The 15,503-nt window shown below is 69.6% G+C and carries 17 protein-coding genes; 5 read left to right on the top strand and 12 right to left on the bottom strand.

Annotated features, from left to right (window positions below; genetic code table 11):
* The first annotated feature begins 23 nt into the window (after positions 1-23).
* The 4 genes from MCHUDSM44219_RS06745 (at position 24) to MCHUDSM44219_RS06730 (ending at position 3,618) form a co-directional block, all read left to right on the top strand.
* Positions 24-725, top strand: coding sequence for a flavodoxin family protein (locus tag MCHUDSM44219_RS06745; RefSeq protein ID WP_413783586.1), 702 nt, complete (start codon positions 24-26; stop codon positions 723-725).
* Between the two features lie 5 nt (positions 726-730).
* Positions 731-1,237, top strand: coding sequence for a DUF2505 domain-containing protein (locus MCHUDSM44219_RS06740; RefSeq protein WP_048417464.1), 507 nt, complete (start codon positions 731-733; stop codon positions 1,235-1,237).
* A 2-nt stretch (positions 1,238-1,239) separates the two neighbouring features.
* Entirely contained in the window at positions 1,240-1,959 is a 720-nt protein-coding gene (locus MCHUDSM44219_RS06735; protein ID WP_048417463.1) for a nitroreductase family protein, read from the top strand.
* Positions 1,960-2,097: 138 nt separating this feature from the next.
* Positions 2,098-3,618, top strand: a complete 1,521-nt coding sequence (locus tag MCHUDSM44219_RS06730; protein ID WP_048417462.1) for a hypothetical protein — start codon at positions 2,098-2,100, stop codon at positions 3,616-3,618.
* A gap of 24 nt (positions 3,619-3,642) precedes the next feature.
* Here MCHUDSM44219_RS06730 and MCHUDSM44219_RS06725 read toward each other — a convergent pair whose 3' ends face one another.
* The 3 genes from MCHUDSM44219_RS06725 to MCHUDSM44219_RS06710 form a co-directional block, all read right to left on the bottom strand.
* Positions 3,643-4,428, bottom strand: coding sequence for an SDR family NAD(P)-dependent oxidoreductase (locus tag MCHUDSM44219_RS06725; RefSeq protein WP_048417461.1), 786 nt, complete (start codon positions 4,426-4,428; stop codon positions 3,643-3,645).
* Positions 4,429-4,442: 14 nt separating this feature from the next.
* Positions 4,443-5,513 carry an IS110 family RNA-guided transposase gene (locus tag MCHUDSM44219_RS06720; protein ID WP_178044637.1) on the bottom strand — a complete coding sequence of 357 codons (1,071 nt, stop codon included), beginning with the start codon at positions 5,511-5,513 and terminating at the stop codon, positions 4,443-4,445.
* Between the two features lie 355 nt (positions 5,514-5,868).
* Entirely contained in the window at positions 5,869-6,264 is a 396-nt protein-coding gene (locus tag MCHUDSM44219_RS06710) for a nuclear transport factor 2 family protein (RefSeq protein WP_048417459.1), read from the bottom strand.
* Between the two features lie 53 nt (positions 6,265-6,317).
* On the opposite strand from MCHUDSM44219_RS06710, the gene MCHUDSM44219_RS06705 reads away from it, so the two are divergent.
* A complete protein-coding gene (locus MCHUDSM44219_RS06705) occupies positions 6,318-6,947 on the top strand; it encodes a class I SAM-dependent methyltransferase (RefSeq protein ID WP_048417458.1) in 630 nt (209 codons plus the stop codon).
* 2 nt (positions 6,948-6,949) lie between these two features.
* On the opposite strand, the gene MCHUDSM44219_RS06700 is transcribed toward MCHUDSM44219_RS06705, so the two are convergent.
* From MCHUDSM44219_RS06700 to MCHUDSM44219_RS06660, 9 genes are read right to left on the bottom strand one after another with little or no spacing between them, the layout of a single operon-like run.
* Positions 6,950-7,867: a Vgb family protein gene (locus MCHUDSM44219_RS06700; RefSeq protein ID WP_048417457.1), complete on the bottom strand. Its 918-nt coding sequence runs from the start codon at positions 7,865-7,867 to the stop codon at positions 6,950-6,952.
* A complete protein-coding gene (locus MCHUDSM44219_RS30735; RefSeq protein ID WP_048417456.1) occupies positions 7,867-8,199 on the bottom strand; it encodes a DUF6285 domain-containing protein in 333 nt (110 codons plus the stop codon). The genes MCHUDSM44219_RS06700 and MCHUDSM44219_RS30735 overlap by 1 nt, the downstream gene beginning before the upstream one ends.
* Positions 8,196-9,152, bottom strand: coding sequence for a phosphotransferase family protein (locus tag MCHUDSM44219_RS06690; protein WP_048417527.1), 957 nt, complete (start codon positions 9,150-9,152; stop codon positions 8,196-8,198). The genes MCHUDSM44219_RS30735 and MCHUDSM44219_RS06690 overlap by 4 nt, the downstream gene beginning before the upstream one ends.
* A 2-nt stretch (positions 9,153-9,154) precedes the next feature.
* The gene (locus MCHUDSM44219_RS06685; protein WP_048417455.1) at positions 9,155-10,393 is read right to left on the bottom strand and encodes an acyl-CoA dehydrogenase family protein; all 1,239 of its coding nucleotides are present in this window, start codon (positions 10,391-10,393) and stop codon (positions 9,155-9,157) included.
* Positions 10,394-10,416: 23 nt separating this feature from the next.
* Positions 10,417-11,046 carry a TetR/AcrR family transcriptional regulator gene (locus MCHUDSM44219_RS06680; RefSeq protein WP_048417454.1) on the bottom strand — a complete coding sequence of 210 codons (630 nt, stop codon included), beginning with the start codon at positions 11,044-11,046 and terminating at the stop codon, positions 10,417-10,419.
* A gap of 7 nt (positions 11,047-11,053) precedes the next feature.
* Complete coding sequence (locus MCHUDSM44219_RS06675; protein WP_048417453.1) at positions 11,054-11,959, bottom strand: hydroxymethylglutaryl-CoA lyase; 906 nt, start codon at positions 11,957-11,959, stop codon at positions 11,054-11,056.
* Positions 11,956-13,197: a CaiB/BaiF CoA transferase family protein gene (locus MCHUDSM44219_RS06670; RefSeq protein WP_048417452.1), complete on the bottom strand. Its 1,242-nt coding sequence runs from the start codon at positions 13,195-13,197 to the stop codon at positions 11,956-11,958. The genes MCHUDSM44219_RS06675 and MCHUDSM44219_RS06670 overlap by 4 nt, the downstream gene beginning before the upstream one ends.
* Positions 13,194-14,375: an alpha/beta hydrolase family protein gene (locus MCHUDSM44219_RS06665; RefSeq protein WP_048417451.1), complete on the bottom strand. Its 1,182-nt coding sequence runs from the start codon at positions 14,373-14,375 to the stop codon at positions 13,194-13,196. The genes MCHUDSM44219_RS06670 and MCHUDSM44219_RS06665 overlap by 4 nt, the downstream gene beginning before the upstream one ends.
* Positions 14,375-15,478 carry a homogentisate 1,2-dioxygenase gene (locus MCHUDSM44219_RS06660; RefSeq protein ID WP_048417450.1) on the bottom strand — a complete coding sequence of 368 codons (1,104 nt, stop codon included), beginning with the start codon at positions 15,476-15,478 and terminating at the stop codon, positions 14,375-14,377. Before MCHUDSM44219_RS06660 ends, MCHUDSM44219_RS06665 begins: the two co-directional genes overlap by 1 nt.
* Positions 15,479-15,503 lie beyond the last annotated feature (25 nt).

Genomic DNA, 15,503 nt, shown 5'->3' with positions numbered 1-15,503 from the left:
CAGGGATGACATCAGGAAAGGATGTGCCGAGGGTGACTGAATCTCCGCAGCCGGCGGCCCGGTCGCCGCGGGTGCTGCTGCTCTACTACAGCTACACCGGGCAGGCCAAAAAGGTTCTGGACGCGGCGGCGACGGTGTTCCGCGCCCGCGGTTGCGAGGTCACCGAGGCGCCCATCGAGTTCACCGATCCGCGCTACGCCGAGCGGTTCTCGCGGTTCCCGATGCGCCGGGTGTGGCCCGAGTTCATCGGGATGCTGCCCGCGCAGACGCTGCAGCGCACCGGGGACATCCGCACCCCGGACGCGGTGCGCACCGGCGACTACGACCTGATCTGCATCGGCTCGCCGACGTGGTGGGACACCGTGTCGATGCCGCTGCGGTCCTTCCTGAAGTCCCACGAGGCACGACCGCTGTTGGAGGGCAGGCGGTTTGCGGTGTTCGTGGTGTGCCGGCGCAAGTGGCGCAAGAACCTCGCCGGGGTGCGCAAGCTCGCCGAGAAGAAGGGCGGCCGCTACGTCGACGGCATCCACTTCACCTATCCGGGCGGCGAGCTGCCGTCGATGCTGTCACTGACCAGCTACCTGGGCACGGGGGAGTACCGCGACCGCTACCTCGGGGTGAAGCTGCCCCCGACCAACATCGACGACGACCACCTCGAGGAGGCGCGCCGGTTCGCCGCGCGCGTCGCGGACAAGGTGTTCGGCCGGCAGAAGCAGGAGACGTAACCGACGTGCCCCGTCCCTTTGACGTGACGACCGAGACGTCGGCCGGCGTCTCCGACGTCGTCGCCGCGTTCAGTGCCCAGGAGTACTGGTTGGCCCGGCTGGCCGCCTACGGCGGTGACTCGATGACGCTGGACTCGCTGGTCGTCGACGACGACGGCGGCATCGTCGTGCGCACCACCCAGGATCTGCGTCAGGAGATGCTCCCCGGCGCGATCGGTCGGCTGCTGCCCGGCGACACCGCGATCACCCGGACCGAGTCGTGGCGGCCCGCGACCGACGGGCAGGTGCACGGGGAGTTCACGATCGCCGCCCGCGGGGTGCCCAGTTCGGGCGCGGGAACCATGGTGCTGCAACCGGTTCCGGCGGGCTCGCGGCTGCGGGTGTGGGGCTCGCTGGAGGTGCGGATCCCGATCATGGGCGGGCGCATCGAACGCTACGTCGCCGATCTGATCGCCCGGGAGGTGCCGCAGATGCAGCAGTTCACCGCGTCGTGGATCGCCGGGGAGGCCTAGCGATGCCCGAGCCGATCCCGGCCACCGCCGACGCGCTGGCCCGGCTGGACATGCCGTTGGTCGAGGCGATGATGACGCAGCGGGCGATCCGGCGGGTGCGACCGGATCCGGTCGACGACGCGATCGTGCTGAAGTGCATCGAGCTCGCGCTGCGGGCACCCACCGGTGCGAACGGGCAGAACTGGGTGTTCGTCGTCGTCAAGGACCCGCGGGTCAAGAAGAAGCTGCAGCGGCGCTACCGGATCGCCTGGCGGGTGTTCCACCGCACGTCGATCCGCGACATCGCCTCCTACGACGACGAGATGGCCAAGAGCGTGAAGGCCATCGAATGGCAGCTCGAACACTTCACCGAGATCCCCGTGCTGGTGATCGCCTGCCTGCGCCTGGGCGCCCGGGACGGCAAGGTGCCGTTCGTGCCGATGCCGCATGCGGCCGCGTCGTCGTTCTACGGCTCGATCTACCCCAGCCTGCAGAACCTGTTGCTGGCAGCGCGGTCCATGGGGTTGGGCGCCTCCCTGATCACGTTGCCACTGTGGAACGTGACGTCGGCCCGCCGGGTGCTCGGGCTGCCACTGGACGTCACCCCGTGCGCGGTCGTGCCGCTGGGCTGGCCGAAAGGCCGGTACGGACCGACAACCCGCAGGCCCGTCGACGAAGTCGTGCATCTGGACCGGTACGGCAACCGGGCCTGGTTCGGCCCGCACCGGGCGCTGCGGAACTGACGCACACGTCAACCGCGGGACCATCGCGGCGCGGTGGTCTCGCTTTGCTGGACACCCGTGGCCCCGTGGGATACGTTCCTTGCTGTCGGGGATCTGTTCACGCACAGTCGATTCACAGTTGAACCTGAAAGGGGCGTCATGCCTGCTGCCGTACGGCCATATGTCACGGCCGGCGTGGCACTGGTGGGGGCCAGCGTCATCTCCGTCACTCCGATCCAACCGGTGTCCCTCGCCGACCGCGCGGTCACCCAGGAATACAGCCTGACCGCGGCGTCGAGCCCCACCTGCGCACCGGGATCCGTCTCGGCGCTCTGCGGCGACGCCGCCGGTGCCGCGGCACTGCCCACGGGCCTGCCGGTCACCGCGCTGGGCACCGACCCGTCGCTGCTCTACGTCCCGATCAACCTGCTCAACATGGCCCTGAGCATCCCGGCGTGGGAGATCCAGGCCATGGACCGGTTCGCCGACGCGATGATCGGGACCGGCAGCTGGCAGGTGTGGGGCCCGACCAACGTGTTCGGGTTCGACGAGTGGGACCCGCCGAAGCTGAAGGGCTTCGTCGACATGCTGATCCCGATCAAGCCGTTCTCGTCGGTGCTCGGCCAGGACCTGAGCTGGTGGGCCCAGGCCAACCTGCCGATGAACTCCGGTTGCGCGGCGCTGCCCGGCGCGTGCCCGAACCTCGGCGGGCTGCTCAGCAGCATGTTCAAGGTGTCGCTGCTGGATCTGTACCAGGGCTACACGTTCCCCGCCGCGGGCGAGGAGGGGTCGACCAACCCGTTCACCGGTGAGCCGGTGTCCTGGGCGGGTCAGACCGTCAAGCTGGAGCCGTTCGGCGCGTTCACCTCCATGTGGGACTACCTGACCGCGCCGCCGACCGGCCCGGAGACCGTGCCGCTGACCGACTACTTCTCGGTGCCGGCCAAGCTCGGCAAGGCGCTGTTCGACTCGTTCTACCCGTTTGTGCAGAACAGCGAGTGGTTCAACGACGAGCAGACCAGTTTCGCGCCGTTGTTCCGCGCGCTGGCCCCGCTGCTGTGCCCGTCGTGCACACCCGGCAAGCCGGTCTACGACAACCCGTGGCTCTACGAGAACTACCCGCCGGACCAGCAGGCCACCACGGAAGCGACGCCGACGGCCACGCTCGCGGCCGCGACAGCCCCCGAGGACCCGGAGGCAAACTCCGGAACTCTCGCAAACCGTGAAGAGAAGTCTGAGAGTTCGCATCCGGTGAAGGACGCGGTGACGGGTCTGCTGAAGAAGTTCGAGTTAGCCGGTGAGACCGATGACGCCGCGGCCCCGGCCACTGCGGAGCCCGCGGCCGAGGTTGCTGAGAAGCCGGCCCAGGCCACCGAACCCGCCGCGACGGAGACCGAGGCCGGGACCGGGAGCACGGCCGAGACCGCGTCGGACACCGCCAAGGACAGCACGGACGGCGCCGCGGAATCGGCGAAGCCGACGCGGACCGGACTGTTCGGCAAGCACCGCAAGTCCGACGGCGACGACACCAACTCGGTGAGCTCGATCCGGGACAAGGTCAGCTCGGACAAGAGCACGACGTCGGACAAGAGCACCTCATCCGACAAGAGCACCACGTCCGACAAGAGCACCTCGTCCGACAAGGGTTCGTCGGACAAGGGTTCCGGCGGCGCCGAGTAACGCCCAGCGAGTCGCCGCGCGCCGCTACCCGCGGCGCGCGGCGGCCCTGCGCAGCGCGGGCAGCAGCAGGGCCCGCGGGGTGAATCGGCCGCCCAGCCCGGTGAGTTTAGGCAGCAGGCCCGGCACGACGAGGCGTTTCCCGGCGAGCATGCCGTCGATGCCGGCCTCGGCGACCTCCTCGGCCGACACCTGCACCGGCCCGCCGGGCGGGGCCTCGCCGGCCACCTCCCACCACTCGGTGGGCACCGGTCCCGGGCACAGCGCGGTGCACGACACCCCGGTGCCGCGCAGTCCCTCGTGGACGGCCTCGGAGAAGGTCTGCACGTAGGCCTTGCTCGCCGAATACACCGCGGCCCCCGGCAGCGGCTGGAAGCCCGCGATCGAGCCGAGGTTGAGGATCGCGCCGGACCCCTGCCCGATCATCGACGGCAGCGCGGCGTGGGTGAGTTCCGTCAGCGCGAGAACGTTCAACACCACCTGGCCGCTCTCCCGTTCGGCGGGCAGATCCTGGAACAGGCCGTTGGTCCCGAACCCCGCGCTGTTGACCAGGCCGGCCAACCCTCCGCCGCGCAGCCGCTCGGCGACGGCGGCCCGGCCGTCGGCGTCGGCGAGGTCGACGGCCAGCACGTCGACCGGGCGTGCCGGACCGCGCAGTTCGTCGGCCAGCACGTCGAGGCGGTCGCGCCGGCGAGCGACCAGCGTCAGCGGATAACCGCGCCGGGCCAGACCGCGCGCGATCTGGGCGCCGATGCCCGACGACGCACCGGTGATCACGACGGTGCGCTCGGCACCGGGCGGGGGGAGGGCCATGGGTTTCTCCTATGTCAAGCCGCTGCTGTTTGGCAAGCGGGGTGACGGTTGTTGTGATCGGTGTGTAGGTGTCCGAATACGACGCGGGCCAGACGTCGTTTGAGGCAGCGCAGGGCTTCGGTGGTGGAATCTCCTTGGTCGAGGCGGTGGCGGTAATAGGTGCGTCCGAGGCCGTCGAGACGGATCTGGGTGACGGCGATGCGGTGCAGGGCGGCGTTGAGTTGGCGGTTGCCTGAGCGGGTCATGCGGACCCGTCCGCGGGTGTTGCCCGACCAGACCGGGACCGGTGCCACGCCGCTGTGGCGGGCGAAGGCGGCCTCGTTTTTGAACCGGGTGACTCCGGCGGTTTCCCCGACGAGCTTGGCCGCGGTCAGCTCACCGCAGCCGGGCAGCGCCAACAGCGCCGGGGCGACAAGACGCACCCGGTCGCCGATCCGGGTGGCCAGGGCGTTGATCTGTTCGGTCAGGCGGGTGATGTCGGCCAGTTCGTCGCGGGCCAGTTCGGCGACCAGGCCGGGCTGGGTGGCCAGCCATGCCCCGAGCAGCTGGCGATGTTTGGCACGATCGAGCGAGCCGGCTTTGGGGGCATGGGCGGGATCGAGCTCATGAACCCGCCACAACAGCCGGTTGATCGTCGAAGTGCGCTGCCCGACAAGATCTTCACGACGATCCACCAGCAGCTTCAATTCCCGGGAGACCTCGTCGTGCGAGGCGACCGGGAGGTCGGGTTCACGCAGCACCGCCCGCGCGACAGCCAACGCATCGATGGGATCAGACTTGCCCCGGGTGCGCGCTGATGCCCGGGTCAAAGCCATGAGCTTGGGCGGGACCCGGACCACCTGCTGCCCGCAGGTCAACAAATCGCGCTCCAATCGGGCTGAGAGGTGCCGGCAGTCCTCGATGCCCCACCGCAGCTCGGCCCCGAACTGGGTGCGCGCCCACAACACCGCGTCATGATGCCCGGCGGTGGTGGCCTTGACGACTTTCTCCCCGAGTTTGCGTCCGACGTCGTCGACGGCGACGAAGGTATGGGTGTGCTTGTGCACGTCGGCTCCAACAACAACCATGGTGGTTGCCTCCTTCACTGTGAGGTGACAGTTGGGCCGGTCGGCGGACACATCTCAGTGGGGGCGACGCCACGCTCCTATCAAGTCACGCCGGCCGGTCCTTCACACCTGGTGCCGACAAAACCCATGGCTGCCAACCCGAAGGCGGCACCGATGCTACGAGCCAGACACCAGATGATCAGGATCCCAACCACCGCGAGAAGCGGCGACCTCACCCTGACACTGANCAACCCGAAGGCGGCACCGATGCTACGAGCCAGACACCAGATGATCAGGATCCCAACCACCGCGAGAAGCGGCGACCTCACCCTGACACTGAGCGCGATGGTAGCCGCGGCGGGTCCGTCCGGACCGCGTTCTGGGGTCGGCGCGCTCACGATTCGGCGAGCAGTTCTGCGAGGTCGGCCGGATCGAAGTACTCGTCGATCCGGGTGATCAGCCCATCGGCGCCGACCTTGATGACGATGCAGACCCGCATCGCCACCACCGCGCCGCGGTGGCCGTGGGCGTGCAGGATGTGCTGCTGGACGAAGCCGCCCTCGAACACCTGACGGTCCAGCACCTCGTAGCGCCGGTCGCTGGTGCTGTCGATGAACCAGCCGATGATGCGGGCCGACCGCCGCCGGTCGTTGTCGCGTTCGTCCCCGGTCTTGCGCACCGCGATGCCCGGGCCGAAGAGCTGCTCCACGCCGGCGACGTCGCTGTCCTCGATCGCGCCGAACAGGCGGTCGGCGACGTCGAGAACCGTCTTCACCTCGGTCGCGGACACGGTGCTGACTTCAACGTTGACCTCAACTTCCGTTCAGGTTGAACACTGGACACATGGACCAGACCCCCACACTCTCCCGCTTCGACGATTTCTACAAGCACCAGACCCCGCCGTGGGTCATCGGCGAACCCCAGCCCACGATCGTCGACCTCGAGCGCGCCGGTCACCTCCGCGGCCGCGTGCTCGACGTCGGGTGCGGAACCGGCGAGCACACCATCCTGCTGACGCGCCTCGGTTACGACGTCCTCGGCGTCGACGGCGCACCGACCGCGGTGGAGCAGGCCCGGCGCAACGCCGCCGCCCACGGCGTGGACGCCCGGTTCGACGTCCGCGACGCCCTCGATCTCGGAACGTCGCCGACCTACGACACCGTCGTCGACAGCGCCCTGTTCCACGTGTTCGACGACGCCGACCGGGCGCGGTACGTCCGCAGCCTGCACGGGGTCACCCGGCCCGGTGCTCTGGTGGTCGTGCTCGCACTCTCCGATGCCGGCCGCGGCTTCGGGCCGCAGGTCAGCGACGACGACCTGCGCGGGGCCTTCGGTGCCGGGTGGTCGGTGGAGGACCTCAGCCCGACGACGTACCGCGGCGTGGTCACCGACATGCACGCCGAGGCGCTCGGCCTCGACGTCGGCACACGGGTCGACGAGCCGGCCTGGCTGCTGCGGGCCCGTCGGACCTGAGCTCAGCGCGGGGTCAGCCTCACCACGGCGCCGGACTCTCCGCCGGAGGCCCCCCGCGGCGTCAGCGGGGCCGCGCGGCCCGACTCGAAGGCCACCCATACCGTGTCGTCGGATCCCACGGCCACGCCGTGCGGTTCGGCCGGCCCCGGGGGGAGGACGAACTCCTCGACGTGGCCGTCCCAGTCGATGTGGCCGATCCGGTTGGCCCCCCACTCGGTGAACCAGCAGCCCTCGGCGCCGGCGGCCAGCGCGTGCGGTCGGCAGTCCGGGTCCGGCAGCGCGAACTCCGTCACCTGCCCGGCAGGGTCGACACGCACGAGGTGCCCGCTGCCGATGCAGGCCGCCCACAGCGCGCCGTCGCCGCTTGCGATGCCGACGGGCGCCGCTGCGCTCGGAAGGGGCACGATCCGCACCTCGCCGTCGACGGTGACGCGAGCCAGCGCGTTTGCACCGTTCAACGCTGCCCACACTGCCCCGTCAGGGCCGGCGGTGAGATAGGCCGGGAAACTCCCGGCGGGCAGGCTGACGACCGTCACCGTGCCGTCCGCTCCACATCGGCCCACCCGGTCGGCGGCGGAGGCGGTGAACCAGAGCGCCTCGTCCGGCCCGATGCAGACACCGAACGGAGCGCTGCCGGCCGCGAGATCGACGGTGGCGGTGGTGCCGTCCGGACGCACCGTGCCGAGGCGATCGTCCCCGGTGCGGGCGAACCAGGCGGCCCCATCCGGCGCGACGGCGACGGCGGTGGGACGCGCGCCGGCGGGAGCCCGATGGTGCCGCTGGGTTCCGTCGTCGACGATCTGCACCACACCCCCGCCATGGGTCACCCACACCGCGCCGTCGGGGGATGTCGCGATGCCGTAGGGATCGGCGGCGCCGTCGAGGACGATCTCGCGTATCGACCCGATCGAATGCACCATCAGCCGTCGGCATAACCGGGATGGTCGATCTCCAAACGGTGCCGCACCAGCAGCCGCAGGCAGTCCATCACCTCGTCGCGACGATCCTCCAGCTTGCCGTCGCGGATGGCTCGCGCCAGCGCCGTCTCGTCGGCGAACCCGAGACGCTCCAGCGCCGCGTGTACCGAACCGGCTTTCTCGTCGAGCAATTCGCGTTCGACGATGCGCAGCGCATTGGCCGCCACGCGGGCGTGAAAGCCGACCTGCCCGTCGCACGCAGCGCGGACCTCGTTGTCGAGAAAGTCGGCGACGGCGGCCACGAGCTCAGCCGCCGTCGGTCGCGTACCCGTCATCTCGGCCCCTTCCCTGACAGCAGATCGAGCAGATCCCACTCCGTCTCGCTGACCCGCCGCCCGATCGCGGCGAGTTCGACCGACGGCGTCTCGCCCGACAGGTGCCGCTCGGCCTGGTGCCGGCAGATCACCCCCCACCGCAGCGTGGCGACCGTCAACCACCACCGGAACGCCGACCGGTCGACGTCGACGCCGGCCGCCTTCTCGTAGGTACGCAGAAACGTCTCGACACTGCCGAGTCCGCCGGCGCCGAGCTTCTCGGGCGCGCTGAACCGCCACGCCCGGATGCAGAACCAGGCCAGGTCCTCGTAACGCTCACCGATGTGCGTCAGCTCCCAGTCCAGCACGGCCGCCAGCCCGGACTGGTCGACGATCAGGTTGCCCATCCGGAAGTCGCCGTGCACCAGCACCATCGGGGACGGGTCCGGACGCTCGTCGGCCAGCCGGCGGAACGTCCACTCGAACGTGGCTGTGGTGTCACCGATCTCGTCGAGCCGGGCGCGCCACCCGGCGAGGTCGTCGGGAGTGGTCAGCCCGACACCGTCGACAGCGGCCCGGTGCACCGCGGCCAGCGCCTCCGCGCACTGGCGCAGCAGCCGCGCCCGGCCGGCGTCGTCGAGGCCCCGGAAGATGCGTCGCACGATGGTGTCGCCCGGGATCGCGTCGCAGATCAGATACGGATTGCCCAGCGCGGCAGGGGAATCGCTGGCGGTCACGATGTGCGGGACCGGCGCCCCGGCGGCGGCAGCACGCCGCTGCACCTGCGCCTCGAGTTCCATGCCGGCATGGATGTCGTCCGGTGCGCCGGTACGCAGGATCAGCGCGCGCCGCTCCCCGGCCACCGCCTCGAACGCCCACGTCGTGCGGCTCGCGCCGCCGGTCAACCGCTGCAGGCTCTCGACCTCCACGGCGCCGAGGACCGGCTGCAGCACGTCTTCGAGCCGATGCTCCAGGCTCACTTGCGGCCGAATCCGAACAGGCGCTGGGCGACTCGGCGGATCTGGATCTCCTCGGCGCCCTCGGTGATCCGGTACCGGCGGTGGTGCCGATAGATGTGCTCGAACGGCTCGTGTCTGCTGTAGCCGACGCCGCCGTGCACCTGCATCGCACGGTCGGCGGCTTCGCACACCAGTCGGTTGGCCCGGTAGTTGGCCATCGACACCTTGTCGGAGACCTCCATGTGGTGATTCGCGTCGAGCTGGCTGGCCGCGTAGTACACCAGCAGCCGCACCATCTGCGCCTCGGTCTGAAGCTCCACCAGCGGCCACTGCACCGCCTGGTTGACCGCCAGCGGTTTACCGAACACCGACCGCCGGTTGGCGTAGTCGACGGCGCGGTCGATGCAGTACTGGCCGGCGCCCAGGCTGCTCGCTGCCTGCCGAATCCTGTTCTCGTGCAGGAACGTCTGACCGACCTCCAGCCCGCGCCCGACCTCCCCGAGCACCGCGTCGGCGGGCACCCGCACGTTGTCGAGGACGACCTCGCCGTGATCGGTCGGCATGTTGAACGTCCACCAGTAGTACGGCACCGAGAAGCCGGGCGCGTCAGTGGGCACCAGGAACGCGGTGATCCCGCGGGCCTGGCCGGCCTCGCCCGACGTGCGCGCGAAGATCAGGTCGTGGGTGGCGCGGTGAACGCCGGTGTTCCAGCGTTTGGCGCCGTTGATCACCCAGTCGTCCCCGTCGCGGACCGCGGTGGTCTCCAGCCAGGTGGCGTCCGACCCGTGGTTGGGTTCGGTCAACCCGAACGCCATCGACCGCTCACCGGTGATCAGGGCCTCGGTCCAGTCCCTCTTCTGCTCGTCGGTGCCGAACCTGTCCATCATGATGACCTGGGGGAAGTTGCCGACGATCGAGGACTCGTCCTGCAGATCGTTGTGCAGGCCGAGACCCTTGTGCGCCAGATGCTCCCGGATGACGGCCATGTCGATGTTGGAGCCGTCGCGCCCGCCGAACTGCGACGGGAGGCCGTAGCGCAACCAGGCCGCCGCGTCTGCCCGGCGGCGCATCTCGCCGAGCAGATCCTCCCATTCCCGGCGCGGCACCCCGCCGTTCTCCCAATCGGTGCGCGCGTACTCGCGGCGCTGATCGAAGTACTGGATGTGCTCCCGCTCCAGGGGTTTGATCTCGGCCTCGATGAAGGCGTCCATCTCGGCGAGAAGCCCCGGAAGGTGTTCGGGGAGGCTGAAATCCACGGTGATCTCCTTGGTGTGCTCTGTCAGTACCCGTACAGCGTCTTCTTCCAGATCCGCGACAGCGTGACGATCGCGTCGCCGTCGTCGATCTCGATGTTCATCCCCATCCCGGCGCCCGCGGTGCCGACGAACACGGTGGTGAAGTTCTCGAACAGCAACGCGATGGCCGCCGCGGTGGGCTCGGGGTCGAGGTCCGCGGCGAACCCCTGTTCCTGGGCGCGACGCACCGAGGCGGCGACGATGTCGACGCCGAAGCGACGGAACTCGTTCTGGACGGCCGCGAAGCGCGGTTGAGTGGCGGCCAGCTGGGCGACCGCGATCATGATCCCGATGTTCTGCTTGAACATCGTCCAGTAGCCGGTGACCACCGTGGTGAAGAACGCGTCGTCGTCGGGAGAGTCGGGCAGCTGCAGCTGCAGACCCGACGGGGTCACCACGTCGTGCAGGAAGGACTGCGCCAGGGCGGCGAGCAGATCCTCCTTGTCGGCGAAGTACCGGTAGAACGCCGCCGTGGACCGCCCCGCGGCCGAGGTGATGTCACCGAGGGTGGTGCCGTGAAAGCCACGTTCGGCGAACAACTTCCGGGCAGCCTGCTCGATCGCGAGTCGGGTCTGACGTCCCTTTGCGCTGAGTTCCGACGATTCGGGCGGCACGGCGCGGCTAGTCCCGTTTTCGGTCACCCGAGCGCAGCAGAGCGCTCGGCAGGTCGTGGCCGACCGCGTCCTGTGCGACGCGGGCGGCGGCGATGGCGGCGTCGAGATCCACGTCGACGTCGACACCGCAGTCGCGCAGCAGGTACACCAGGTCCTCGGTGGCGATGTTGCCGCTGGCGCCGGGTGCGAAGGGACATCCGCCCAGCCCGCCGATCGACGCGTCGAGGCGCGTCACCCCCGCCTGGACAGCGGCGTAGGCGCTGGCCAGCCCGGCCCCGCGGGTGTTGTGGAAGTGCGCGCCCAGCGGGAGGTCGCCGATCCTCGGCCGCACGAGGGCGACGAGTTCGGTGACCCGGCGCGGCGTGGTGGTGCCGATGGTGTCTGCGATCGCGAGCCGGTCGGCCCCGGCGTCGACGGCCGCGGTGACGATGTCGACCACACGGTGCGGCGGCGTCGGCCCGTCGAACGGACAGTCCCAGGCCGTCGCGACGATGACCTCGACGGTGACGTCGCCGTCGTGGGCGATCGCGACGATCTCGGGGATCAGCGCGGCCGCGTCGGCGGAGGAGCGGCCGACGTTGGCCCGGCTGTGCCCGTCGGCGGCCGATACCACGTATTCGATCGAGCGCAGTCCCGCGGCGATCGCGCGGCGGGCGCCGTTGGGGCTGGCCACCAGCGCCGAGAACTCGATGCCCGGGAAGCGGTGCAGCTCGGCGGCCAACTCGGCGGCGTCCGCGAGAGCGGGCACCTTCGACGGCGAGACGAAGGCCGTCGCCTCCATCTCCCGCACGCCGGTGGCGGCGACGGCGGCGAGCAGGTCGAGCTTGGCCGACAACGGGATCGGCGCTTCGATCTGCAGCCCGTCGCGCAGCGACACGTCGCGGATTGCGACGTGGGCCGGTGACTCGCTCACAGCACCCCCTCCGCCTGCCACGCCTCGAGCTCGGCGTCGGAATGACCGAGCAGGTCCCGGTAGATCTCGTCGTTGTGCTGACCGGGTCGCGACGGTCCGGCGCTGCGGATCGTCCCCGGGGTCTGCGACAGCACCGGGACCACGCCCGGACCCTTGACGTTGCGGCCGATCCGGTCGTCCCAGTGGTCGGCGATCATGCCGCGTGCCTGCAGTTGCGGATCGTCGACGACCTCGGCGACAGTGTTGATCGGACCGCTGATCACCCCGGCGTCCGACAGTGTCGCGATGATGTCGGCCGGCTGCCGGTCGGCCGCCCACGCCCCGATGATCGTGTCGAGTTCGTCCTGATGACGGCCCCGCGCAACGTGATCGGCGAACCGCTCGTCGGTGGCCAGCTCCGGTCGGCCCATCGCCTGGCAGAGCCGCCGGAACACGGTGTCCTGGTTGGCGGCGATCACCACCCAGCTGCCGTCGGCGGTCGGATAGATGTTCGACGGGGCGATGCCCTCGAGCCGGGTCCCCGAGGGGCCGCGCACGATCCCGCCCACGTCGTAGTCCGGGATCGTCGATTCCTGCACGGCCAGGCAGGATTCGGTGAGCGCGGCGTCGACGACCTGACCCTCACCGGTCACCGTGCGGCGGTACAGCGCGGCCAGCGCCCCCTGCGCGGCGAACATCCCGGCCAGGCTGTCGCCCAGGGACAGCGCCAGACGCGGGGGAGGGCCGCCCGGGAAACCGTTCATGTGCCGCAGGCCGCTCGCCGCCTCGGCCACCGAGGCGTAACCGGCCTTGTGCGCCTCCGGACCCGTCTGGCCATAACCCGACACCCGTACCAGGATGATGCCCCGATTGTGTTCGCGCAGCACGTCGTAGCCCAGGCCCCACTTCTCCAGTGTGCCCGGACGGAAGTTCTCCACGATGATGTCGCTGCGCTCGACGAGTTCGAGAAACAGAGCACGGCCGGTAGGCACCCGCAGGTTCAGCGTGACGGCTTTCTTGTTGCGGGCGTGCACGGTCCAGAAGAAGTGGTGGCCGTCGAGCTCTGCCTGGCCCCAGGTGCGCAGCGGGTCTGGCGCGCCGGGGGGCTCGACCTTGATCACCTCGGCTCCCATGTCGCCGAGCAGCCTGCCGGCGAACGGACCGGAGATCAGCGTGCCGACTTCGATGACCCGGACACCGTCCAGCGGACCGGCGCAGGCGATTCCCCGGTCGCTTCGCTCCTGCCCGCCGAACGTCATACCGAAAACCCGTGCCGCTGGAGCCAATCGGTCACGATGCCGACCGCCTCGCGCAGTTTGTCGCGTTGGTCGGGCCCGGCGTAGTAGTGGTTCGCGCCCGGGATCTCGTACATCTCCTTGTCCGCATGCCCGATCGCCTGGAAGATCCTGCGGGTGTGGCTGGGCGTGCACGCGTCGTCGGCCAGGTTGCCGATCACCAGCGCGGGCACCGCGAGGTCGGGGCCGCATTTCACCGCGTCGGCGTGCGCGTCGTCGTAACTCCACTGGGAAAGCCAGCTGCGCAGCGTGCAGAAGCGCGCCAGACCCACCGGGCTCATGTTCACCACTGCAGGATCGCCCAGATAACAGGCTCCCGGTGTGCGTTCGTTCGGATCGACCGTCGGATCGAGCCAGCGGGGGTCGGCCATGGTGCCGTGCACGACGAAAGCGAACTCGTCATCCGGCCGACCGGCGGCCTTCAGGGTGGCCAACTTCTCCCTGACCCACTTCGTGATTCGCCGATTGCGGGCGATCTGTTCGTGCCGGTAGCGCTCGAGGAATTCCGGCGAGTAGGGCGGCTGGTTCGGATTGTCGGGGTCGTAGAGATCCAGTTCGGGGTCGCGGCGGGTGGGGTCGGTCTCGTCCAGGATGGACGCGTCCAGCCATTCGGTCATGGTGCCGTGCCTGCTGATGTGCGCGGCCAGCAGCATGATGCCGTCGGCGGGGATCAGGCCCAGTGTCGTGAGATCGGGCCCGTCGCCCGACGGACTGGACGTGACGGTCGGGTGCTGGGCCTGTTGCTGATAGAACGCCGACAGCGACCCGCCGCCGCTCCAGCCCGCGAGAACCACCTTCTGGTAGCCCAGCCGGTTCTTCGCGTCCTTGATGCACTCGCCGAGGTCCTCCACGACCTTCTCCATCAGCAGCGCCGAGTCGGTGCCGCGGAACCGGCTGTTGCAGTAGATGACGTGGTGTCCCGCGCGCGCCAGCGCATTGATCATCGGCAGGTACGCCCCGCCGCCGATGGGATGCATGAACACCAGCACGGTGTCCGACGGCCTGTCCCTGGGCTCGAGCAGGTAGCTTTCCAGCACCACGAGCTCGGCGACGCCGCCATAGACGTCACGGACCGCCGAGTTGTTCTGATAGGCAACGAGATACGGGATGCGCTCGTACTCGTGCTTGACGGGTGCCTGCACTAGTGCTGCCCGAGGTCGTTGGCCAGTACCTCCGCCGAGGGCACCAACCGCTCACGGGTGTCCACCGCGATCACCTGCCAGTCGACCGACTGGTAGTCGTCGAACTTGCGGCGGGCCCGCTCGCGCGCCTTCTCCGGCGCACCGTGGTGCACCCCCTGCGGGGCGTGGGAGATCAGGCCGGGTGGCATCGGGATGCCGTAGAGCGAACCGCCGTGGAAGAACGCGATCTCGTCGAAGTCGACGTTGCGGTGATACCACGGCGTGCGCTCGGTGCCGGGCACGCCCTCGGCCGGCTTGGGCAGGAAGTTCATCACGTACACGCCGGTGGCCTGCATGAACAGATGCACCGTCGGCGGCAGGTGCACGCTGTTCGATGTCACCACGTTGTAGTCGGCGATGTTGAACGTGAAGGGGAAATTGTCGCCCCGCCAGCCCTCGACGTCGAGCGGGTGGTGCTCGTAGTAGAGCGTCGTCGTCCCGACCCCGTCGATCGGGGAGTGCATCAGGCGCACCTCGTAGCTGTCGCGGCCGTCGTCGTCACACGGCGCCGGGTCGGGGATCACCGCCTGCGAGGGGTCGAACGGAAAGTGCCGGCCCAGTTGCCCCGGCGGCGGCACGCGGAACTCGTCTGTGGCCTGGATCATCAACCACGTGCACGGGCCGTCCGGGACGTGACGCCACGTGCACGCCTTCGGCAGGTACACCCAGTCGCCCTGTCGGTAACGCAGCGGCCCGAACTCGGTCTCGAGCAGTCCGGCCCCCTCGTGCACGAAGCACAGCAGATCCCCGTCGATGTACCGGACGAAGAACGGCATGTCCTGGGCGCGCCGGGACAGCAGCACTTGGCAGTCGGAGTTCGAGAACATCAGCAGGGGAGCGCCGAAGGCGTCCCCGGCGTCGCCGGGTTTGAGCTCGCCGGCCAGGACGTCGAGCGGACGCAGCGGCCCGACCGACCGGTACGCCGTGGGATCGTGGCGCCGGTAGAGGTTCGCGGTGCGCCCGGTGAATCCGCCGCGCCCGAGTTCGTCGTCCTTGAGTCCGTCGAGGTCGGCGTGAATCCGCTTCGGGTACTTGCCTTTTCGAAGATGGACGAACGATTCCATGCCGTGCTCCTCCCGAGAAAGTGAA

The sequence above is a fragment of the Mycolicibacterium chubuense genome, from assembly GCF_001044255.1.
GTDB classification, from domain to species: Bacteria; Actinomycetota; Actinomycetes; order Mycobacteriales; family Mycobacteriaceae; genus Mycobacterium; species Mycobacterium chubuense.
The sequence above is the reverse complement of the archived record's forward strand: the minus strand, read 5'-3'. Positions and strand labels throughout refer to the sequence as shown.